The organism is Stenotrophomonas sp. A3_2 (assembly GCF_036624925.1).
Taxonomy (GTDB): Bacteria; Pseudomonadota; Gammaproteobacteria; order Xanthomonadales; family Xanthomonadaceae; genus Stenotrophomonas; species Stenotrophomonas hibiscicola.
Map to the genome: position 1 here is coordinate 65,745 of NZ_JAZKVY010000126.1, position 21,735 is coordinate 87,479.

Consider the following 21,735-nt stretch of genomic DNA (forward strand, 5'->3'; position numbering starts at 1 on the left):
CGCCGGCCGGCGGGGCCTGCTGGACGACCCCTGATGCGCAATGATCCCTTTTCCCGCTCGCCCCAAGGCCCGCAGCGTCGCGGCCTGTTTGGCAACATCCGCTGGTGGGTGCTGTTGCTGGCCGCCGGCTATGCGCTCTTCTACTGGTTTTCCAATCGCACGGTGGACCCCTACACCGGCGAGAAGGTGATGATTGACAGCAGCCTGGACGCCCGCCAGGAGACCGCCTTGGGCCTGCAGGCCTACCAGCAGATCCTCTCGGAGGAGCCGCCGATGGACTCCAACGCGCCGATCGCGCGCGATGTGCGCGACATCGCCCAGCGCCTGATTGCCAAGGTTGATGTGGTGGAGACTGCACTGGCGCAGGAGCACGGCGTTCAGCCGGCGCATTTCGCGCGTGATTTCCAGTGGGAAGTCAACGTGATCCCATCTGAACAGGCCAACGCATTCTGCCTGCCTGGTGGCAAGATGGCGGTCTATACCGGCCTGGTGCCGGTGGCGCGCACGCGCGACGCGATGGCGGTGGTGATGGGCCACGAGATTGCCCATGCGCTGCTGCGCCACGGTGCGCAGCGGATGGCGCAGCAGAAGCTGACCCAGATCGGGCAGATGGCCGGCGCCGCCAGCGGCATGGATGCGCAGCAGCAACAGATGATGATGTCGGCGATGGGCTATGGGTATCTGTTGCCGTATGCGCGCAGCCACGAGACCCAGGCCGACGAAGTGGGACTGATGCTGGCTGCGGCGGCGTGCTTCGACCCGCGCGAGGCGGTGCCGCTGTGGCAGCGCATGGGCCAGGCCAGTGGTGGCCAGTCACCGCCGGAGTTCGCGTCGACTCACCCGAACCCGGGTACCCGTATCCAGAACCTGCAGGCGTTGATGCCGAAGGCACTCGAGTACCGGCAGAAGTTCTGCGAGCAGGCAAAGTAGGGGGTTGTTCGGCAGGGCTTGCAGCCCTGCACCTGCCGAAGCAACAGCAACAGCAACAGCAACAGCGTGCATTCCTTGGGATGGCGGGGTGGGGGGGGGGGGGGGGGGGGGGGGGGGGGGGGGGGGCGGGGGGGGGGGGGGCCGGCGCCCCGCGTGGGTGGGGCTTTCCGCCAACAGCGGATTTGTGGGGTTGGGCGGGGCGGGGGGGCTGCGCAGGGGACGCTGCAAGTACGTCCATGTAAGCTCGGTCGCCGCATCCATGCGGCTCACGCCCCCGCAACCGGACCCACCCCGCCTTCGACAGATGTCCGCGATCTGCCGGAATGGCGCTTGGGGTCAGATCCGTTTTCCGCAGGAAAACGGATCTGACCCCGAATTGATTCGATATCTGAAAGAGATTCATCCACGCATGGCGTGGATCTACCGACCGTCATCGGGACACTGTCGAGGGTGGGGCGGTGTGGCTGTGAGGACCGTTGGCGCCATGGATGGCGCCATCGAGCCCCCAGGGATGGGTTTACGGCGTGTCCTGCACAGCCACACCACCCCGCCAAGCTATCAGCAATCCAGAGCCGCTTTCGCTGTTGCTTCGGCTGTTGCATTTGCCTCTGCAGGTGCAGGGCGGAGCCCTGCCGAACCCCTTTACTTGACCTGCACGTCGATCACGCCGTCGCCCACGCGCGCCTGCAATGCGTCGCCGGGCTGTACCTGATCGACCTGGCGCACCAGCGTGCCATCGTCACTGCGGGTCAGGATGCTGTAGCCGCGCGCTACAGTCGCCAGCGGGCTGACCGCTTCCAGCGAACGCGCCAGCCCGCGCAGGCGCAGCGCATCGCGTTCCAGCAGACGCTGCATCGCTGCCTGCGGTCGTCCGCGCAGGGCGGCCAGGCGGCGTTGCATCGTGTCGAGCTGGCGCTGTGGGTGGTGCCCGCGCAGGACCGCCGCTGCATGGCGAAGGCGCGCAGCACGGCGCTCCTGCTGCTGGTTGAACGCGGCATGCAGGCGCCGGCCCAGATCGAGCTGGCGGCGGCGCAACAGGTCCAGTCGCGCCTGCGGGCTCTGCGCGTTCAGGCGCAGCAGGGCACGGTCAGCACGTTGCATCGCCTGTTGCATCGTGTGCCGCTGCAGCTGCGCCATGCGTGCCGCGGTGCGCCGCAGGCGCAGGGCCAGTTCGCGCTGGTCCGGTACCAGCAGCTCGGCTGCCACCGATGGCGTCGGTGCACGCAGGTCGGCGGCGAAGTCGCTCAGGCTGAAGTCGGTTTCATGGCCCACCGCCGACACTACCGGGGTGCGGCTGGCGGCGATCACACGGGCCAGTGCTTCATCGTTGAAGGCCCACAGGTCTTCCAGTGAACCGCCGCCACGGGTCAGCAGGATCACGTCGTAGCGGCCACTGGCATCGGCGGCCTGCAGCAGGCGGGTGATCTGTGCAGCGGCGCTGCTGCCCTGCACCAGGGTCGGCAGCAGGTCCACTTCCAGCAGCGGGAAGCGGCGGCCGAGCACGCTCAGCACGTCGCGCACAGCGGCGCCGGTGGGGGAGGTGATCACCGCAAGGCGCTGCACGTGCGCCGGCAGCGGCCGCTTGCGTGCCGGGTCGAACAGGCCTTCGGCCTCCAGCCGTGCCTTCAGCTCCTCGAAGGCGCGGCGCAGTGCGCCTTCGCCGGCTTCCTCCATGTGGTCCAGCACCATCTGGTACTCGCCACGGGCGTCGTACAGGGTCACCTTGCCGCGCACCAGCACGCGCATGCCTTCGCGCGGCACGAACTTCAGGTACTGCGCCTTCATCCGGAACATCGCCGCGCGCAGCTGCGCACGTGCGTCCTTCAGGGTGAAATACAGATGCCCGGAGGCGGGACGCGCCACGCTGCCCAGTTCGGCCTCGACCCAGATCGCCGGGAAGCTGCCTTCCAGCAGGTCGCGGGCCAGGGTGTTGAGCTGGCTGGGGGTGAGGATGTCGTTGTTGCGTGGCTGCATGGGAACGGCGTGCTGCGGGCGGAACGGGGGCTCAGGATCGCACGTCAGCGCACCGTGTGCTGGCCCAGTGCCCACTGCACGTGTTCACGCACCAGCGGCGAGGGATCGTCGATGCGGGTCTGCAGGGCAGCCAGCGCTTCGGCCGAGGACGGCGCATTGCCCAGCGCCACGGCGATGTTGCGCAGCCAGCGCTCATGGCCGCTGCGCCGGATCGGGCTGCCTTCGGTGCGGCGCAGGAACTCGGCTTCGTCCCAGGCGAACAGCTGGTCCAGGCGCGCGGTATCGAGGTTGTTGCGCGCGCGGAAATCGGCTTCGTCGGTACGCTTGGCGAACTTGTTCCAGGGGCAGACCAGCTGGCAGTCGTCACAGCCGTAGATGCGGTTGCCGATCAACGGCCGCATGTCTTCGGGGATGGCACCGTCGTGCTCGATGGTCAGGTAGGAAATACAGCGCCGCGCGTCCAGCCGCTGCGGGCCGGTGATCGCGCGGGTAGGGCAGACATCGATGCAGCGCGTGCAGGTGCCGCAGTGTGCCGTAGCCGGCGCATCGATCGGCAGCGGGATATCGATGTAGATCTCGCCGATGAAGAACCAGGAACCGCCGTTGCGGTCGATCAGGCAGGTGTGCTTGCCGATCCAGCCCAGCCCCGCGTTGCGCGCCAGTGCGCGCTCCAGCACCGGCGCCGAATCGACGAATACCCGGTAGCCCAGCGGTGCCACTTCATCGTTGATCTGCGTGGCCAGCTTCTGCAGGCGGTTGCGCATCAGCTTGTGGTAGTCGCGGCCCAAGGCGTAACGGGCCACGTAGGCGCGGCCCGGGTCGGCCAGGGTTGCCCAGGCTTCGGTGTCGTCCTTGTGGCTGTAGTCCATGCCTACCGAGATCACCCGCACCGTGCCGGGCAGCAGCTCGGCCGGGCGCGCGCGCAGGGTGCCGTGGCGCGCCATCCAGTCCATCGTGCCGTACAGGCCTTGGCCCAGCCAGTCGGCCAGGTGCGCCTCGTCCTCGCCCAGCTCGATGCCGGCGATGCCGCAGCGCTGGAAGCCATGCGCACGCGCCAGTTCGCGGATGCGCTGTACGGCCTGGGCCGGATCGACAGGGGCGGGGGCGGGAGACATATGCACCAGTATAAAATCCCCGCATGGCCAACCTTGCCGCTCTGTTCGATTCCGCTGCCGCGCGTGCGCTTGATGCGCAGGCCTCGGCACTGGCTGCCGAGGGCGGCTGGAGCCTGATGGCGCAGGCCGGCCACGCCGCCTGGCAGTGCCTGCTGCAGCATTGGCCACAAGCGCAGCGGATCGGCGTGGTGGTTGGCGCAGGAAACAACGGCGGCGATGGCCTGGTGTTGGCCCGCCATGCACGGAAGGCCGGGCGTACGGTGATGGTGATCGCCTTGCCGGGCAAGCCACCGGCGACGTCGCTGGCGCAGCGTGCCGCATCGGAATTTAAGTCCGGTGGCGGCACCCTCACCGATTTCGACGGCGTGCTGCCCGAGGCCGATATCTGGGTCGATGCCCTGTTCGGTCTGGGCTTCGATCGCGTGCCGGAAGGTGTGGCGCAGGCGCTGATCGCCGCCCTCAACGCGCAGGCGGCACCGGTTCTGGCGCTGGACGTCCCCAGTGGCGTCGATGCCGATCGGGGCGCCGTACCGGGCGAAGCGGTGAAGGCTGCTTTGACCCTGCAGTTCATCGTGCCGCATCGCGGGCTGTATACCGGCGATGCGCTGGATCACTGTGGCCAGAAGGCGCTGGCGCCGCTGCAGCTGCCCGCGGCCGCATGGCAGGGCGTGTCACCCGCCGTGGAGCACTGGACCCAGGCGCGCTTGCCGGCACTGCTGCCGCCGCGCCGCGCCAACAGCCACAAGGGCGAATCCGGCCACGTGCTGTGCGTCGGCGGCAACCACGGCAGCGGCGGTGCCATCGCCATGGCAGCCGAGGCCGCCTTGCGCGCAGGGGCGGGGCTGTTGAGCCTGGGCACCCGCCGCGACCACGTCGGTCCACTGCTGGCTCGGCTGCCCGAGGCGATGACCCATGCACTGGAAGACGGCGATGTGCTGCCGGCGCTGCTGGACAAGGCCAGGGTGGTGGCGATCGGCCCCGGCCTGGGCCAGGACGAATGGGCACGCGCAATGTTTGCGCAGGTGCTGGACAGCGACAAGCCGCTGGTGGTTGATGCCGATGCACTGAATCTGCTGGCGCAGGATCCGCGCGCGCTGCCGGACGCCATCCTTACGCCACATCCGGGCGAGGCCGCGCGCCTGCTCGGCTGCAGTACCGCTGACATCCAGGCCGATCGCTACCGTTGTGCGCAGGCGTTGGCCGAACGCTTCCACGCCGTGGTGGTGTTGAAGGGCGCAGGCAGCATCGTGACGGCGCCCGGGCAGGCGCCACGGCTGATCGCTGCAGGCAATCCCGGCATGGCCGTAGGAGGCATGGGCGATCTGCTCACCGGAATCATCGCCAGCCTGCGCGCGCAGGGCCTGGCCGCCTTCGACGCCGCCGCGGCCGGTGCGCTGCTGCATGGGCTCGCGGGCGACGCCGCGGCCGCCGATGGCGCGCGCGGCCTGCTTCCTACTGATCTGCTGTCGCCGTTGCGGCGACTGGCCAACCCGGAACTTTCCCGATGATCGATTTCTTCCTTGCCGACAGCGATGCCACTGAACTGCTCGGGCAATGGCTGGCGGCCACGCGGCCGCCGCAGGCGCTGGTCGAACTGCGCGGCGACCTGGGGGCCGGCAAATCCACCACGGCCCGCGCACTGCTGCGCGCGCTGGGTGTCCAGGGCGCCATCCGCAGCCCGACCTACACCCTGGTCGAGCGCTATCCGCTGGCCGGCGGTGGCGAGGCCTGGCATCTGGATCTGTACCGGATCGGGCAGGCCGGCGAACTCGATTTCCTCGGGCTGGACGAGGGCAGCGCGGTACTGTGGCTGGTTGAATGGCCGGAACGCGGTGCCGGTGCGCTGCCGCCAACCGACCTGGTGGTGGCGCTGGAGATCGAGGGACAAGGGCGTCGCGTTCGTCTCACTGGCGCCAGCGACGCAGGGCATGAATGGCTGAAACGGCTTCCCCAAGGAGGCGACTTGCAGGCCATATCTGTCGGCTGACGAGAACAAACACCGGCAGGTTACGGATTATTAAGGAAAAAGGTGTTGCATTCCGTTCAGTGCGGTGATTGAATCCTGAGCCATGCGCCCGGGGAACCGTCTCATCGCCATCTGTGCCGCCGTCGGACTGGGTCTGGCGAGCGTCAGCGCGTGGGCCGGTGAAATTCGCCAGGTCCTGCTGAATACTGGTGCCACCGGCACCCGTGCCGAGATCTCGCTGGTGGGCAGTGGCGGTTACAAGACGCTGTCGCTGGCCGGACCGAACCGCCTGGTGGTCGATTTCCCGGACTCCAGCGCCGTACGCAACCTGAAAATGCCAGCGGCGCAGGGCGTGGTCACCGCAGTGCGCACCGGACAGCCGGTGCCGGGTACCTTCCGTGTCGTTTTCGACCTTGCTGAATCGGTGGCGCCGTTCCGCCCACAGATGCAGCGCGAGGGCAATGAATCCAAGCTGGTGATCGAATGGCCGGGCGATGGCCCGGCCGTGGCCGCCAGCCGTCCGGCAGCGACGCCGGCGGTGCCGCCGCAGGCGCCGGCCAACACGCCCGCACCGACGCCGACGCCGGCGGAGAGCGCGCAGGCGCGTACCGATGCCGCGCGTGCCACGGCGCTGCTGACTGCCCAGGTACGGCAGCAGGCCAGTGCCACCGCCGCCGCGCCGGCCACGCCTACCCCGGCGCCATCCACCGCGCCGGCCCAGGTCGCGGCGGCGGGTACCGTGGCCAGCAGTTCGCCTTCTTCCTCGCCGGCCGCGATCCTCGCTGGGCAGCGCACCGCAGCGGTGGTGACCACGCCGCCGGCCACGGTGCCTGCGCCGGCACCGACGCCGGTGGAACCGCCGCGCCCGGCCATGCCCAGTGATGCCTCCCGCATCCGCATGCAGGCCGGCATGCGCCATCTGGTGGTGGCCATCGATCCCGGTCACGGAGGCCAGGATCCGGGCGCGATCGGCCCGACCGGCAAGCGTGAGAAGGATGTCACCCTGGCGGTGGCGCGGGAACTGGCCCGTCAGGTCAATGCGACGCCGGGCCTGAAGGCCTACCTGACCCGCGACAGTGACGTGTTCATTCCGCTGCCGATGCGCGCGCAGAAGGCGCGTGCGAACAAGGCCGACATCTTCATTTCCATCCATGCCGACGCGGCCGAGAACCGTTCGGCCACCGGTTCGTCGGTGTACGTGCTGTCGACCAAGGGTGCCTCTTCGCAGCGCGCCCGTTGGCTGGCAGACAAGGAAAACGCGGCCGATCTGGTCGGTGGCGTTCGCCTGCAGCAGACCGAGGGCACGCTTGCCAATGTGCTGCTGGACCTGGCGCAGAGCGGCTACATGAAGGCGTCCGAAGACGCCGCCGGCCACGTGCTGGGCGGCCTTAAGCGGATCGGCAACAACCACAAGCCGAACATCGAGCGCGCCAACTTCGCGGTGCTGCGTACGTCGGACATGCCGGCGATGCTGGTGGAAACCGCGTTCATCTCCAACCCGGATGAAGAGCGTCGCCTGACCGACCCGGCCTACCAGCGCAAGATCGCCGGTGCCGTGCTCGATGGCGTGCACACCTTCTTCAGCCGCCAGCCACCGCCGGGCACGCTGTACGCGGCCCGTGCCCAGGCCGAGATCGACGCCGCAGCCACCATGGCCGGCGGCAGCAAGTAATCCGCTTCCTGTAGAGCGCGGTAGAGTCGACTGTTAGTCGACTACGTGCGCAGCGCGGGGCTTTTCGGCGCCCGGGCGGAGAGCAGTCGACTGACAGTCGACTCTATCCACGGGCGCTCCGCTATCATCGACCCATGAAGTCTGCTGCCCATCATCTCCCATGAGCGCGCCCGGTCCGCGCCCGATCCGGCCCTTGCCGGAGATCCTGATCAACCAGATCGCCGCTGGCGAAGTGGTCGAGCGTCCCGCTTCGGTGGTCAAGGAGCTGGTCGAGAACGCGATCGACGCCGGTGCCAGCCGCGTAGATATCGATCTTGAAGAGGGCGGTGTACGCCTGATCCGCATCCGCGACAACGGCAGTGGCATCGCGCCGGAGCAGCTGCCGCTGGCGGTATCGCGCCACGCGACCAGCAAGATCGCCGATCTGGACGATCTTGAATCGGTGGCCACGCTCGGTTTCCGTGGCGAAGCGCTGCCGTCGATCGCCTCGGTCAGTCGCTTCACCCTGGCCTCGCGTCGCGCACATGACGAGCATGGTTCCGCGCTGCAGATCGAAGGCGGAAAGATCGGTGAGGTGACGCCGCGCGCGCATGCGCCGGGTACCACGGTGGAAGTGCGCGAGCTGTTCTACAACGTACCGGCGCGGCGCAAGTTCCTGCGCGCCGAGCGCACCGAGCTGGGCCATATCGAAGAATGGCTGCGCTCGCTGGCCCTGGCGCGGCCGGACGTCGAACTGCGCGTGTCCCACAACGGCAAGGCCTCGCGCCGTTACAAGCCGGGCGATCTGTATTCCGATACGCGATTGGCAGAAACGCTGGGCGAGGATTTCGCCAACCAGGCCGTGCGCGTGGATCACAGTGGCGCCGGCCTGCGCCTGCATGGCTGGATCGCGCAGCCGCATTACTCGCGTGCCAGCGCCGACCAGCAGTACCTGTACGTCAACGGCCGTTCGGTGCGTGATCGCAGCGTCGCCCACGCGGTGAAGATGGCGTACGGCGATGTGCTGTACCACGGTCGGCAGCCGGCCTATGTGCTGTTCCTCGAACTGGACCCGACCCGTGTTGATGTCAACGTGCACCCGGCCAAGCACGAGGTGCGCTTTCGTGATTCGCGGCTGGTGCATGACTTCGTCTATCGCACGCTGAAGGACGCGTTGGCTGATACCCGCGCGGGCATGTCGGCGCAGGAGATCGGTGCGGGTCCGGTGCATCCGGTGGACGCCGCTGCTGCATCGATGGCATCGAGCGCGGGCGCATCGGGTTTCGGGCTGGTGCGTGGGCCTGCGCCCGGTGCCGGCTCGGGCGCAGGCGGCGGTGGCTTTTCCGGCTGGCGCCCGCAGCAGCCCCTGGGGCTGCAGGTTGCTGATGCACCGGCGGCCTACGCCGCGCTGTATGCCACGCCGGCCGGTGCCGAGCCCGGGGCGGCGCTGCCGCCGATGCCGACCGAGAACGGACTGCCGGTCACCAGTGCCGATGCCGGAGTGCCGCCGCTGGGCTATGCGATCGCGCAGCTGCACGGCATCTACATCCTGGCCGAGAACGCCGAAGGCCTGATCGTGGTCGACATGCATGCCGCACACGAACGCATCGGCTACGAGCGGCTGAAGAACGCGCACGATGGCATCGGCCTGCAGTCGCAGCCGTTGCTGGTGCCGATCACGCTGGCGGTGGGCGAGCGCGAGGCCGATACCGCCGAAAGCGAAGCCGACACGCTGGCCGCACTCGGCTTCGAAGTGACCCGTGCCGGCCCCGGTTCACTGCACGTGCGCAGCATACCGGCACTGCTGGCGCATGCCGAACCGGAAGGCCTGCTGCGCGACGTGCTGACCGACCTGCGCGAGCACGGCCAGAGCCGCCGCGTGGCCAGCGCGCGCGACGAGCTGCTGTCGACCATGGCCTGCCACGGCGCGGTGCGTGCCAACCGTCGCCTGACCGTGCCGGAAATGAACGCGCTGCTGCGCGACATGGAGATCACCGAGCGGTCCGGCCAATGCAACCACGGCCGGCCGACCTGGGCCCGTTTTTCGCTGGCGGAGATCGACCGCTGGTTCCTGCGCGGACGTTGAGGGGAGCATCGATGCGTTATCGGGGAATGGGCGGCCTGCTGGTCGCCATGGTGTTGGCCGCCTGCAGCCCCGCGCCGCCGCCGGCACCGGCTTCGGCCGCGGAGGATCCGTCCTATGCCGCCGGGCAGCAGCAGTGGCGGGTGGCACGCTATCAGGACCTGACCCGCCCGGACGGTTGGACAGCGCTGGTCGGCCTGCACTGGCTGCAGAACAGATCGCACTTTGTCGGCAGTGGCGCGACCAATGGCATCCGCCTGGCGGTGGGGCCGGACAAGCTGGGCCTGCTGCGCCGCGAAGGCAGCCAATGGTGGTTCACTCCCGAAGCCGGTACGGACGTCAGCCATGGGGGCAAACCGGTGCGCGGCCGCATCCGCATCGACACCGACAAGGATCCGCAGCCGACGCTGCTGGCCTTCGATGGTGGCAAAGGCCAGCTCAGCATCATCCGTCGCGGTCCGCGCGATGCGCTGCGGGTCAAGCACGCCGATGCGCCTGCACGCCGTGGGTTCGCCGGCCTGGAGTACTGGCCGGGCGGTCCTGACTGGCAGGTCCAGGCGCGCTTCATCGCGCACCCGCCAGGCAAGACCCTGCCGATCGTCGATATCACTGGCTTGACCACCGAGATGCCGAACGCGGGCGCGGTCGAGTTCCAGCGTGATGGCCGCAACTGGCGGCTGGAGGCGATAGGTGCACCCGGGCAGCCGCTGTTCCTGATCTTCGCCGACCGCACCAGCGGTCGCGGCAGCTATCCGGCTGGGCGTTACCTGGACACCGATGCGCCAGGCGCCGATGGTACGGTGCGCATCGATTTCAACCATGCCTACAACCCACCGTGTGCGTTCACCGCCTATGCAACCTGCCCGTTGGCGCCGCCTGAAAACCGGCTGGACCTGCGCATGGAAGCGGGCGAGAAGGCCTACCACCTGCCTGAAGGAGAAGGCTGAGATGCCGATCAGATCACTGTTGCGTGCCGCCGTTCTGTTGGCGGCCTGTGCGCTGGCACCGCTGGGTGCAGCACGTACCCTGCAAGCCGACACCGCTGGCGCAGCGGCGGCCAGGCCGCCGGTGCCGTTGCTGTGGAAAGTGACCGGCCCAGGCGACTCACGCCTCTACCTGCTCGGTTCCTTCCACCTGCTGAAGCCGCAGGACTACCCGCTGTCGCCCGATGTCGAACAGGCGTTCGAGGCCTCACAGCGGGTAGTGTTCGAACTGTCGCCGGAAGACATGCAGTCGCCCCAGCTGGCCAGCCGCATGGTGCAGGCGGCGATCCGCACCGATGGCAGCGAGCTGAAGCGTGATCTGGATGCGGCCACCTGGCAGAAGCTGCAGGCTTTTGCTGCCCAGAACCAGTTGCCGCTGGCGCAGATGCAGGGCATGAAGCCCTGGTTCGTCGGCCTGAGCATTTCGATCGGGCAGATGCAGAAGCTCGGCCTGGACCCGGCGCTGGGCCTGGACCGCCACTTCATGGAGCGCGCGCAGAAGACCGGCCGCAAGACGGCGGGACTGGAGGACATTGATACCCAGATCGGCATGCTTGACGGAATGACGCTGCAGGAACAGCGGCAGATGCTGGCCGAAGCACTGGACCAGGCCGGCAAGGCCGATGAGCAGGCGCGGCTGCTGCATGATGCGTGGCGCCGCGGTGATGATCGCCTGCTGTGGACCAAGATGGCGGCAGAGATGCGCCAGCAGTACCCGCAGCTGTACCAGCGCATCAACACCGGGCGCAACGATGCCTGGGTGCCGAAGCTGCAGCCGTACCTGCAGGCCGGGCAGGGCGGTACGCTGGTGGTGGTCGGCACGCTGCACCTGCTGGGCAGTGATGGCGTGGTCGAGAAACTGAAGGCGAAAGGGTACAAGGTCGAGCGCGTGTGCTCGGCGTGCAAGGCGAAACGCTGACGTATCGTTGGCGCGATCCAGACAGAAACGGCGCGCCAGGGGCGCGCCGTTTTCGTGTCAGCCTGTGAAGCGGCTCAGCGGCGGGTCTTGCTGCCGGTGCCGGTGCCCGGTTCGTTCGGCTTGTTGCCGGTGCCCGTGCCCGTGCCGGTGCCGCCCGGGCGCGGGCCACCGAAGCCGCTGCCCATGCTGCGCTGGAATTCCTGCCACAGCTCCAGGTTGCGCTCGGTCAGCTGGTTCATCATCGCCCACGGGGTCTGGCCCAGCAGGTTGCCCATCTGCTGGCGGAACTGTTGCTGCTGGTCGAGGAAGACCTGCATGCTGCGCTCCAGGTAGTTGCCCATGAAGCCCTGCAGGGAATCGCCGTAGAAGCGGATCAGCTGGCTCAGCAGCTGCGTGGACAGCATCGGTTCGCCGTCCTGTTCCTGGTCGGCGATGATCTGCAGCAGGACCGATCGCGTGAGGTCGTCGCCGCTCTTGGCGTCGCGGACTTCGAAGTCTTCACCGTCCAGGATCAGCTGGCGCACGTCCTCGATGGTGATGTAGCTGGAGATCTCGGTGTCGTAGAGACGGCGGTTCGGATACTTCTTGATGATGCGGGTCGCAGCCATGAAGCGGTACTCGTCACAGTAGACGCGCAGCATGGCGCAGTGCAGCAGCGGTTGCAACCGCCCCAGCCCCCGCCAGGCTTGGCTTTCAGGGGCGATCATGTTGCGCAACAAGGGTTTGCGTGCTGCGCAGCATGACCATCGGCAGGGGCCGCCGGTGCATGCCGCGGCGCCCCCTGCGCGGCTCACCAGCCCATGTGGTGGCCGCCGTTGATGTCCAGGTTGCTGCCGGTGATCCACGAGGCTTCCTCGGCCACCAGGAAAGACACGCCATAGGCGATTTCTTCCGGCTTGCCGAGGCGCCCGGTGGGAATGTCGGCGATGATCTTGGCGCGCACGTCCTCCGGAACCGCCATCACCATGTCGGTGGCGACGTAGCCGGGCGAAATGGTGTTGACCGTGATGCCGAAGCCGGCGTTCTCGCGGGCCAGCGAGATGGTGAAGCCGTGCATGCCGGCCTTGGCCGCAGCATAGTTGGCCTGGCCGTACTGGCCCTTCAGGCCGTTGATCGAGCTGATCTGGATGACCCGGCCCCAGCCGCGGCGGCGCATGCCTTCGATGACCGGCCGGGTGACGTTGAACACCGAGTTGAGATTGGTGTTGATCACATCGTGCCACTGGTCCGCGCGCATGCGGTGGAAGGTGGTGTCACGGGTGATGCCGGCGTTGTTGACCAGGATCTCGACCGGGCCCAGCTCGGCCTCGACGGCGCGCACCAGCGCTTCGGCGCTGTCTGGATCGGAGACATCGCCCGGGAAGATCGCCACGTGGTAGCCGCGCTCGGTCATCGCCTGCTGCCAGACGCGGGCCTTGGCCTCGTCGCGGTAGTTGGTGGCGACCCGGTGGCCCTGGTCGGCCAGGCGTTGGCAGATGGCGGTACCGATGCCGCCGGTTCCGCCGGTGACCAGTGCGACGCGAGATGTCATGGAATGCTGTCCGGGAATCAGGTGGGGGAAGGGGGATTCTGCAACATCGGCGCGGAAAGTGCGCCGGCCGGCAACAGGATGTCGCCACGTGGCAGCCGTGCCGGGTCGAAGGCCTGCCGGGCGGCCGCCAGCAGCGTATCCAGATCGCAGGCAGGTTCCAGCGCTTGAGGTGATTGGCCAAGCAACTCCCAGAGCCGGCGCAGCACTGGCAGCGGGCGCGAACTGTCCACCGGCAGCGCCGCCAGCGACTTGGACAGCTTGTGGCCTGGGGCATCGAGCAGCAGCGGCAGGTGCCAATACCGCGGCACCGCCAGCCCCAACGCCTGCTGCAGCAGGATCTGCCGCGCGGTGGAGTCGAGCAGGTCGGCGCCGCGCACCACTTCGGTCACGCCCTGCTCGGCGTCATCGACCACCACGGCCAACTGGTAGGCCCAGCAGCCGTCGGCACGGCGCAGCACGAAGTCGCCGACTTCGGCATGCACGTCCTGCTGCTGCGGGCCGCGCAGGCCATCGTCGAAGTGCACGATGCTGCCCGGCGGCACGCGGAAGCGGACGGCAGGGTCCGGTCGCGGTTGCCGCGCAACGCAGCGGTGATGGATGCCGCCGTTGGCGGCCAACTCGCTGCGGCTACAGTGGCAGATGAAGGCCTGGTCGCTGGCCAGCAACACATCCAGCGCGGCCTGGTAGGCCTCGCCTCGCGCGCTCTGCCACAGGACCGGGCCGTCGTGGACCAGTCCGAACGCAGCCAGTGCCTGCAGCTGTGACTGCGCGGCGCCGGGCACGGTACGCGGCGGGTCAACGTCTTCGATGCGCAGCCGCCACAGGCCGCCATGGTGGCGGGCCAGCAGCCAACTGCCGAAGGCGGCGAGCAGGGATCCGGGATGGAGCAGGCCGGTCGGCGAGGGCGCGAAGCGGCCGCAGGGAATGGGGGAGGTCATGCTGGCTGAATCGTCGGTCAGGTTGGCGCTTGAATTCAAGCTGACCACGCCGCAAATTGACCGGTATCGACCCCTTCCGAGCCGGATTTTCCCATGTTTACCCGCATTGCCCTGTTCCTGGCGACCAACTTCGCGGTCCTGATCCTCGCCAGCATCGTGATGTCGCTGGCGGGAACCGACCCGAGCAAGATGAGCGGTCTGCTGATCATGGCCGGCATCTTCGGTTTTGGTGGCTCCTTCATCTCGCTGCTGCTGTCAAAGTGGATGGCCAAGCGCTCCACCGGTGCGGTGGTGATCACCGAGCCGCGCAACCCGACCGAACGCTGGCTGCTGGCCACCGTCGAGCGCCAGGCCAAGGCGGCCGGTATCGGCATGCCCGAGGTGGCGGTCTATGACGGCCCGGAGATCAATGCCTTCGCCACCGGTGCCAACCGCAACAACGCGCTGGTGGCGGTGTCCACCGGCCTGCTGCACAACATGAGTGAAGACGAGGCCGAAGCGGTGCTGGGCCACGAGATCGCCCACGTCGCCAACGGTGACATGATCACCATGGCACTGCTGCAGGGCGTGTTGAACACCTTCGTGATCGTGCTGGCCCGCGTGGTCGGCGGCATCATCGACAGCGCGCTGTCGGGCAACCGCGAAGGCGGCGGCCGCGGCTTCGCCTACTACATCATCGTGTTCGTGCTGGAGATGGTGTTCGGCCTGTTCGCGACGATGATCGCCATGTGGTTCTCGCGCCACCGCGAGTTCCGCGCCGATGCCGGCGGTGCCTCGCTGGCCGGTCGCCAGAAGATGATCGCCGCGCTGGAGCGCCTGCAGCTCAACCATGGCCAGAGCACGCTGCCGACCCAGATTGCCGCCTTCGGCATTTCCGGTTCGACGGCCAAGAAGCTGTTCATGAGCCACCCGCCGCTGGAAGAGCGCATCGCCGCGCTGCGGGCGTCGACGGTGGCGTAACTCTCTGCTCCTTGTTAGTGCAGGAACGCCTGGCCCCGCGCCGGGCGTTTTTGTTTTGCGCGCGCACGCATTGGTGGCGCCAGGCGATGCCTAGGATCATTTCCGCGACCGCGGAGGGGTGTCACTTTCTTTGCGCGCAAAGAAAGTAACCAAAGAAACACGCCGCCGGGGCGCGAGCCGACGTGCTGCGCACGCCGGTACCCTGCGCTCCTCGGCCCGTCGAGGGACGGTGCGGGAACTCGCTGCGCTCAGACACCCGCACCTCTTCGCCCTCGCCGGACCTGCGGTGCTCGGCTCGCTCAAGGCGGACCCAACGTCAAATGCCACAGCTGCACCCAGTAGATCCGCGCCACGTGTGGATGCTGTCGATCTTGATCTTGATCTTCCAGTCCGCCTTGAGCGAGCCGAGCATCGCAGGGGAATCAGGGGCGAAGAGGCGCCGGTGTCTGAGCGCAGCGAGTTCGGCGCCGTCCCCTGATTCTCCGAGAAGCGCAGGGAACCGTCGCGTAGCGACGGCTCGCGGCTGGCGGAGCGTTTCTTTGGTTACTTTCTTTGCGCGCAAAGAAAGTGACACCCCTCCGCGGTCGCGGAAACGACTCTCCGTGCGCACAAACGAAAACGGCACCTTCGCAGATGCCGTCCCCATGAACCGCTTTACGCGAAACCTCAGAACTTCGCGTCGAACTCGGCGGCGTAGCCGGTGTTCACCAGCACCTTCTGCAGCGACTCGGCCACCTTCAGGTTGCCGGCCACGATCTGGTGGGTCTCCGGGCCACGGTTGTCCATGCGGCCCAGGGTCGCGCCCTTGAAGTCACAGACCTTGCCGCCCGCCTCGCGGACCAGCAGCAGGCCGGCGGCGATGTCCCACGCCTTCACACCGGCTTCGAAGTAGGCGTCGGCGCGGCCGCAGGCCACGTAGGCCAGGTCCAATGCGGCCGAACCGGTGCGGCGGATGTCCTCGCCGTGCACCAGCAGGGCGTCGACCGCCTTCAGCTGGGCGCTGGCGCGGCTGCGCTCGCGCGGGGCGAAACCGGTGTGGATCATCGTGCCTTCCAGATCCTTGCGGTCGGCCACGCGGATGCGGCGGTCGTTCAGCACGGCGCCGGCACCACGGCTGGCGGTGAACAGTTCATTGCGCAGCGGGTCGAAGATGACCGCGTCGGTCGGCTCGCCGTTCTCGACCAGCGCGATCGACACGCAGTAGTGCGGCACGCCACGCAGGTAGTTGCTGGTGCCGTCCAGCGGGTCGATGACCCACATCTGGCGACGCTCGCCCTGCACGCCACCTTCTTCACCGAAGATGCCGTAGTCCGGGTAAGCGCGCTTGAGTTCCTTGACGATGACCTTTTCCGCGTCCGCATCCACTTCGCTGGCGTAGTCCATCCGGCCCTTCTGCACCACGTTCAGTGCCTCGAGCTTGTTGATGTTGCGCAACAGGACGTTGCCGGCGAGGCGGGCGGCCTTGACCATGACGGTGACGGCGGGTTTCTGCATGGCGTGGGCTCCCGGAAAGGCAGAAGAGATGGACTGGCGGGGGAAAAGAGCGGGTCCGGCGCAGTGGCCGGCCGCACAGTTTACCATTGGTCATCGTCCAGCTCGACCTTTTCCCTGTTCATGTCCCAGTTTCCCGCCGCCACCCGCCTCCGATTCGTCCTGGTCGGTACCCAGCATCCCGGCAACATGGGGGCCGCCGCCCGTGCCCTGAAGACCATGGGCCTGGCCCGCCTGGTGCTGGTCGCTCCCGAAAAGCCTCTGGACGAGGAGGCCTTCCGCCGCTCGGCCGGGGCCGAAGATGTGCTGGGGGACGCCCCGGTGGTCGCCACCCTGGCCGAGGCCGTGGCCGATTGCCGCCTGGTGCTGGGCTGCACCGCGCGTGCCCGCCGCGTGCAGCTGGAGGAGTACCTGCCGGCCGATGCCGCCGCCCGCGCGGTGGCCAAGGCGGGCGAGGGCGCCGAGGTGGCGCTGGTGTTCGGTCGTGAGCGCACCGGCCTGACCAACGAGGAACTGCAGCTCTGCCATGCGGCGGTGCACATCCCGTCCGATCCTGAGTTCAGCTCGCTCAACCTGGCGGCCGCCGTACAGGTGCTGGCCTATGAAACGCGCATGCAGCTGCTGGGCGCGCAGCCGGCCCCCAATCCCGAGCCCGGCTTCCGCGAACAGGCCGCCAGCCATGAGCAGATGGAGAGCTTCTTCGCCCAGCTCGGCGACACGCTGGACGAGATCGATTTCCACAAGGGCCGCGCGCCGGAATCGGCGATGCGCAAGCTGCGCCGCCTGTTCCTGCGTAGCGAGCCAAGCGAGCAGGAAGTGCGCCTGTTGCGCGGCATCCTCGCCGACACCCAGCGCATGGCGCGACTGGCACAAGCAGGCAACAAGGACAGCTGACGACGTTCTCATTTTTTCGGGTAGTCTGTCTGGATACCCAGGGGGGGATGAAGCCTGTGTCGGGTCTGCGAAAGGCAATGCAGGGGGGACTGCTGAGCCTGGCCATGGTCCTGCTGGCCGGGACGGTGCGTGCAGCACCGGACCACGTGCTGGTGCTGGGCCGGATCAGCGATGATCCCAAGGCCCACTACGAGCAGCTTCAGCCCTTGCTGGATTACGTGGTGGCGCGCATGCACGACGTTGGCATCAAGGAGGGGAGGATCCTGATGGCACGCGATCCACAGCAGATGGCCAGCTATCTGCGGCGCGGTCGTGTCGACTGGGTCACGGAAACCTCGGGTACGGCGGTGGCGCTGGGCCAGCGCAGTGGCGCCCGTCCGCTGCTGCTGACCGAGCGCAACGGTGTGCGGGAGTACCAGACGGTTTTCTTCGTGCGCCGCGACAGCCCGATCCAGCGCATGCAGGATCTGCGGGGCCATCGCCTGGCCCTGCAGAACACGTCGTCCACCAGTGCCTACCTGGTGCCGGTGATGACGTTGCTGCAGGAAGGCCTGTCGCCGCAGATCCTGGCCGGTGCATGGGATATGCCGGGTCCAGATAGCGTGGGCTACGTATTTGCACGCAGCGAGCTGAACATCGCGACGTTCGTGCACAAGGGGGTGGTTGACGTGGGAGCGGTGAGCAGCGTGGACTGGAATGACGAACGGCGGATACCAGCAGCGTTCCGGCGCGACTTCCGCGAGCTGTTGCGCACCGAACCCTACCCGCGTGCGGTGGAGATGGTCCGCGCCGACCTTGATCCACGCGTGCGCGATCGCCTGCAGGAAGTGCTGCTGCAGGCGGCCGGCGACCCGCGGGCACGGGGAGCGCTGCATCGGTTTTTTGGCACTTCCGGGTTCCACCGTGTCGATGCGCATGCGCAGCAGCGGCTGGATGAATTGAAACAAGGATTGACGCGCGTGCGGATGGAAGTGGAATGAAGTGGCTTGGCTCGGGGATGCAGGCCCGGTTCCTGCTCGCGATGGGCGGGGCAATGGTCGTGGTGATCGCGATCCTGGCAGTGTTGTTGGGGCGGCAAGCGGCGATGCAGGGCGAGGTGCGCAACCTCAGTGGTGGCGTCATCCATGAATTGTTCGACCGCAGCGTGCGCAGCCGCGGCGAGGCGATGGCGCGTGAACTGTCCGACGCCCTGGCCAACCCGTTGTACTACCGTGACCTGGACCAGGTTGGCGTACTGGTGCGCAGTACTGCGCGCCAGCCCGTGGTGCGCTACGTGCTGGTGTTCGACGAACGCGGCCGGCTGGTTCACGACGGCTCGGTCGAAGTATCCGGTTTCGGCCAGCCGATGGCTGATCCTCTTGCACCCAGGGCCGCGGCTGCGCAGGCGCTGGTCGTGCAGGAGTCGCCGAAGGTGCTCGACAACACCATGCCGATCATGGTCGGCAACCAGCGCATTGGCGGCGTCCGCGTCGGCATGGCGCTGGATGAGGTGCAGCAGCGCGAGCAGGCAGCCAACGCCACCTTGGGCGAACGCCTGCAGCAGGTCGGCAGCCGTCACCTGGGCTGGCTGCTGTTGATGCTGGGCCTACTGGTGGTGATCGGCGTGGTCGTGATCCTGTACGTGCAGCGTACTCTGGTTGCGCCGATCCGTGATCTCGCCGTCGCTGCCCGTCGCATCGAGGCGGGCGACTACCAGACGCCGCTGGCCGAGAACACCCGCGACGACGAGGTGGGTGAACTGGTGCGCGGTTTTGCCCGCATGCGTGATGCGATCGCCCGCCATGACCGCGAAGTGCGGCGCATGGCCTATACCGACGCGTTGACCGGGCTGACCAACCGGCTGGCATTCCGCGAGGCGCTTGATCATCGGTTGATGGCTGCCCGTGCCGCCAATCACCGGCTGGGCCTGTTGTTCGCCGATATCGACGACTTCAAGCGAGTCAATGACACCCTTGGCCACGAAGCTGGCGATGAAGCACTGCTGCAGTTTGCACAGCGTATCGATCGCGCGGTCACCGAAGCCGGGGGCGATGAAGCCCTGTTGGCGCGCTTCGGCGGAGATGAGTTCGTGATACTGGTGGGCGATGGTGATGTGGCCGCAAATGCGCGGCTGCTGGCTGAAGTGCTGGTGCGGGAGCTGGGCAAGCCGCTGGTGGTGCAGGGCCGGGAACTGTTCCTGGGTACCTCGATCGGCGTGACCCTGTTCCCTGACGATGCGGCCGATGCCACCACCCTGCTGAAGAACGGCGACATTGCCATGTACCAGGCAAAGATGGCGGGCAAGAACTGCTATCGCTATTACAGCCGGGCGATGGACCATGCAGTCGAGCGTCGCGTGCATATGGAACAGGAGCTGCGCGGCGCCTGGGAGCGCGGCGAACTGCGCCTGGCCTACCAGCCGATCTTCCGCATGCGCGACCGCCGCATGGTCGGCGTTGAAGTGCTGCTGCGCTGGCAGCACCCGACCCTGGGCACGATCCCGCCTTCGGTGTTCATCGAGGTGGCCGAGCAGAGTGGCCTTATCGAAGTCATCGGCCCGAAGGTGCTGCGTGCGGCCTGCATGGAGGCCGCGCAATGGCCGCGCGGGACGGCCGGGGACGACCTGTTCGTGTCGGTCAACGTGTCGCCACGGCAGTTGCGCGGCGGCGAACTGCCGGCACTGGTGGCGCAGTGCCTGCATGAGTCCGGGCTACCGGCCTCGCGGCTGCATCTGGAGCTGACCGAAACCGCCGTGATCGGCGACGAGATGGTGGCCGCACAGCTGCTGGACAAGCTGCACCGCACCGGCGTGAAGGTCTGGCTGGACGATTTCGGCACCGGCTTCTCCGGTCTCAGCCATCTTCGCCAGGTACCGGTGGACGGGGTGAAGATCGACAAGAGCTTCGTGGCCGACATGCAGCGCGATCCCGACGATCTGGCGCTGACCACGGCGATCATCGCCATGGCCCACGCACTGGGCATCACCGTGGTGGCCGAGGGCATCGAGCAGCAGGCGCAGTTCGACCTGCTGGTGCAGCGCGGCTGCGATCTTGGCCAGGGCTACTGGCTGAGTCATCCGGTGACCGCCACCGAAGTGGTGCGGATGATCGAATCGGGCCTCTGACCGACACAAAAAAAGGGACGGAGGGGATTAAGTCGCTTATGCATTTGCGACTTAATCCCCTCCGTCCCCTTTTTTGGGGCTACAGCGGACGCTTGCTCGGGTCGCCGGGCAGTTCGCGCACCAGTTTCGGGATCAGATAACCGGACAGGCGCGCGGTCAGGCCGGCAATCAGCGCCTTGGCCTGGGCGTCATCCACTTCGAAGTGGGCCACGCCCTCGACCCGGTCCAACTGATGCAGGTAGTAGGGAAGCACGCCGGCGTCGAAGCTGCGCTCGCTCAGGTCCTGCAGGGCCTGCACGCTGTCATTGACCCCGCGCAGCAACACCGCCTGGTTCAGCAGTTGGGCGCCGGTAGCGCGCAGGCGGGCCATCGCCGCGTCCACGCTGGCGTCGAATTCATTGGCATGGTTGGCGTGGACCACGATCGCCAGCGGCCAGGGCAGACTGCCCAGCCAGGAGACCAGCTCATCGTCCACGCGCTCGGGCAGCACGATCGGCAGCCGGGTGTGGATGCGCAGGCGGTGGATATGCGGGATGGCGCGCAGGGCATCGGTCAGTTCGACCAGCTTGTGCGTGGCCAGCGACAGTGGGTCACCGCCGGACAGGATCACCTCGTCGATGTCCGGGTCGGCGGCGATGGCGGCTACGGCCTCCTGCCAGCCACCCTTGGCGGCGTTCTCCGCGCCATAGTCGAAGTGGCGGCGGAAGCAGTAGCGGCAGTTGATCGCGCAGCTGCCGGTGGCGACCAGCAGGGCGCGGCCACGGTACTTCTGGATGACGCCGGTGGCCTTCTTGGCCGCGCCATCGCCCACCGCATCGAAGCTGAACCCGGGCGCGGGACGCATTTCCTCGTCGATCGGCAGCACCTGGCGCAGCAGCGGATCGGCCGGATCACCCTTGCGCATGCGGGCCACGAACCCCTCCGGTACGCGCAGCGCGAACTGGGCCATTGCCGCTTCCGAGACGCCCAGCGCGGCCGGGTCCAGCTGCAGCCGGGCCAGCAGGGCCTGTGGGTCGCGCAGTGCCTGGCGCCAGAGCTGCTGCCAGCGCGCGGGCGCGCCTGGCGACTGGGGCCGGGGGAAGGCGGAAAGCTGCATGGAGAGGGGGCCTGCGGTTATCATGGGGGCAGAAAAACAGTCGCCCACCGGCATCCGGTGGGCTTTCCATTCTAACGGCTCGCCGCACCCGCGGCGTTTCT

Annotated in this window: 18 protein-coding genes; 11 read left to right on the forward strand and 7 right to left on the reverse strand. The window is 67.7% G+C overall.

Annotated features, from left to right (window positions below; translation table 11 throughout):
• Window positions 1–33: 33 nt before the first annotated feature.
• Window positions 34–930: a M48 family metallopeptidase gene (locus R5H29_RS02890; RefSeq protein ID WP_019660530.1), complete on the forward strand. Its 897-nt coding sequence runs from the start codon at window positions 34–36 to the stop codon at window positions 928–930.
• A gap of 642 nt (window positions 931–1,572) precedes the next feature.
• Here the strand turns inward: R5H29_RS02890 and xseA are convergent.
• Window positions 1,573–2,904 carry an exodeoxyribonuclease VII large subunit gene (gene xseA, locus R5H29_RS02895; protein ID WP_332328707.1) on the reverse strand — a complete coding sequence of 444 codons (1,332 nt, stop codon included), beginning with the start codon at window positions 2,902–2,904 and terminating at the stop codon, window positions 1,573–1,575.
• A 44-nt stretch (window positions 2,905–2,948) separates the two neighbouring features.
• Entirely contained in the window at window positions 2,949–4,019 is a 1,071-nt protein-coding gene (queG, locus tag R5H29_RS02900; RefSeq protein ID WP_019660528.1) for a tRNA epoxyqueuosine(34) reductase QueG, read from the reverse strand.
• A gap of 23 nt (window positions 4,020–4,042) precedes the next feature.
• Here queG and R5H29_RS02905 point away from each other — a divergent pair, with 23 nt between their 5' ends.
• The 6 genes from R5H29_RS02905 (at window position 4,043) to R5H29_RS02930 (ending at window position 11,621) form a co-directional block, all read left to right on the forward strand.
• Window positions 4,043–5,527, forward strand: coding sequence for an NAD(P)H-hydrate dehydratase (locus R5H29_RS02905; protein WP_171952862.1), 1,485 nt, complete (start codon window positions 4,043–4,045; stop codon window positions 5,525–5,527).
• Window positions 5,524–6,006 carry a tRNA (adenosine(37)-N6)-threonylcarbamoyltransferase complex ATPase subunit type 1 TsaE gene (gene tsaE / locus R5H29_RS02910; RefSeq protein WP_019660526.1) on the forward strand — a complete coding sequence of 161 codons (483 nt, stop codon included), beginning with the start codon at window positions 5,524–5,526 and terminating at the stop codon, window positions 6,004–6,006. Before R5H29_RS02905 ends, tsaE begins: the two co-directional genes overlap by 4 nt.
• Before the next feature lie 82 nt (window positions 6,007–6,088).
• Window positions 6,089–7,657, forward strand: a complete 1,569-nt coding sequence (locus tag R5H29_RS02915) for an N-acetylmuramoyl-L-alanine amidase (protein ID WP_019660525.1) — start codon at window positions 6,089–6,091, stop codon at window positions 7,655–7,657.
• A gap of 160 nt (window positions 7,658–7,817) precedes the next feature.
• Window positions 7,818–9,722, forward strand: coding sequence for a DNA mismatch repair endonuclease MutL (gene mutL, locus R5H29_RS02920; protein WP_021204166.1), 1,905 nt, complete (start codon window positions 7,818–7,820; stop codon window positions 9,720–9,722).
• Window positions 9,723–9,733: 11 nt separating this feature from the next.
• Entirely contained in the window at window positions 9,734–10,666 is a 933-nt protein-coding gene (locus R5H29_RS02925; RefSeq protein ID WP_332328708.1) for a DUF1684 domain-containing protein, read from the forward strand.
• Window position 10,667: 1 nt separating this feature from the next.
• Window positions 10,668–11,621: a TraB/GumN family protein gene (locus R5H29_RS02930; RefSeq protein WP_171952859.1), complete on the forward strand. Its 954-nt coding sequence runs from the start codon at window positions 10,668–10,670 to the stop codon at window positions 11,619–11,621.
• A gap of 74 nt (window positions 11,622–11,695) precedes the next feature.
• Here the strand turns inward: R5H29_RS02930 and phaR are convergent, their stop codons facing one another.
• The 3 genes from phaR to gluQRS all read right to left on the reverse strand — a co-directional run bounded on the left by phaR (window position 11,696) and on the right by gluQRS (window position 14,090).
• Window positions 11,696–12,229 carry a polyhydroxyalkanoate synthesis repressor PhaR gene (gene phaR / locus R5H29_RS02935; RefSeq protein WP_031270734.1) on the reverse strand — a complete coding sequence of 178 codons (534 nt, stop codon included), beginning with the start codon at window positions 12,227–12,229 and terminating at the stop codon, window positions 11,696–11,698.
• Between the two features lie 182 nt (window positions 12,230–12,411).
• Complete coding sequence (gene phbB, locus R5H29_RS02940; protein WP_019660520.1) at window positions 12,412–13,152, reverse strand: acetoacetyl-CoA reductase; 741 nt, start codon at window positions 13,150–13,152, stop codon at window positions 12,412–12,414.
• Between the two features lie 17 nt (window positions 13,153–13,169).
• Complete coding sequence (gluQRS, locus tag R5H29_RS02945; protein ID WP_171952857.1) at window positions 13,170–14,090, reverse strand: tRNA glutamyl-Q(34) synthetase GluQRS; 921 nt, start codon at window positions 14,088–14,090, stop codon at window positions 13,170–13,172.
• Between the two features lie 93 nt (window positions 14,091–14,183).
• Between gluQRS and htpX the strand changes: the two genes are divergently transcribed.
• Window positions 14,184–15,050, forward strand: a complete 867-nt coding sequence (gene htpX, locus R5H29_RS02950) for a protease HtpX (protein WP_171952856.1) — start codon at window positions 14,184–14,186, stop codon at window positions 15,048–15,050.
• Between the two features lie 666 nt (window positions 15,051–15,716).
• Here the strand turns inward: htpX and R5H29_RS02955 are convergent.
• Window positions 15,717–16,544, reverse strand: a complete 828-nt coding sequence (locus R5H29_RS02955) for an inositol monophosphatase family protein (RefSeq protein WP_005417749.1) — start codon at window positions 16,542–16,544, stop codon at window positions 15,717–15,719.
• 120 nt (window positions 16,545–16,664) lie between these two features.
• Between R5H29_RS02955 and R5H29_RS02960 the strand changes: the two genes are divergently transcribed.
• From R5H29_RS02960 to R5H29_RS02970, 3 genes are read left to right on the forward strand one after another with little or no spacing between them, the layout of a single operon-like run.
• On the forward strand, window positions 16,665–17,435 hold the full coding sequence (locus R5H29_RS02960; RefSeq protein WP_019660517.1) for an RNA methyltransferase: 771 nt from the start codon (window positions 16,665–16,667) through the stop codon (window positions 17,433–17,435).
• Between the two features lie 47 nt (window positions 17,436–17,482).
• Window positions 17,483–18,415, forward strand: a complete 933-nt coding sequence (locus R5H29_RS02965; protein ID WP_134735480.1) for a phosphate/phosphite/phosphonate ABC transporter substrate-binding protein — start codon at window positions 17,483–17,485, stop codon at window positions 18,413–18,415.
• A complete protein-coding gene (locus R5H29_RS02970; RefSeq protein ID WP_021204177.1) occupies window positions 18,412–20,538 on the forward strand; it encodes a bifunctional diguanylate cyclase/phosphodiesterase in 2,127 nt (708 codons plus the stop codon). Before R5H29_RS02965 ends, R5H29_RS02970 begins: the two co-directional genes overlap by 4 nt.
• Before the next feature lie 79 nt (window positions 20,539–20,617).
• Here R5H29_RS02970 and epmB read toward each other — a convergent pair whose 3' ends face one another.
• Window positions 20,618–21,658, reverse strand: coding sequence for an EF-P beta-lysylation protein EpmB (gene epmB, locus R5H29_RS02975; protein WP_111097878.1), 1,041 nt, complete (start codon window positions 21,656–21,658; stop codon window positions 20,618–20,620).
• Between the last annotated feature and the right edge of the window lie 77 nt (window positions 21,659–21,735).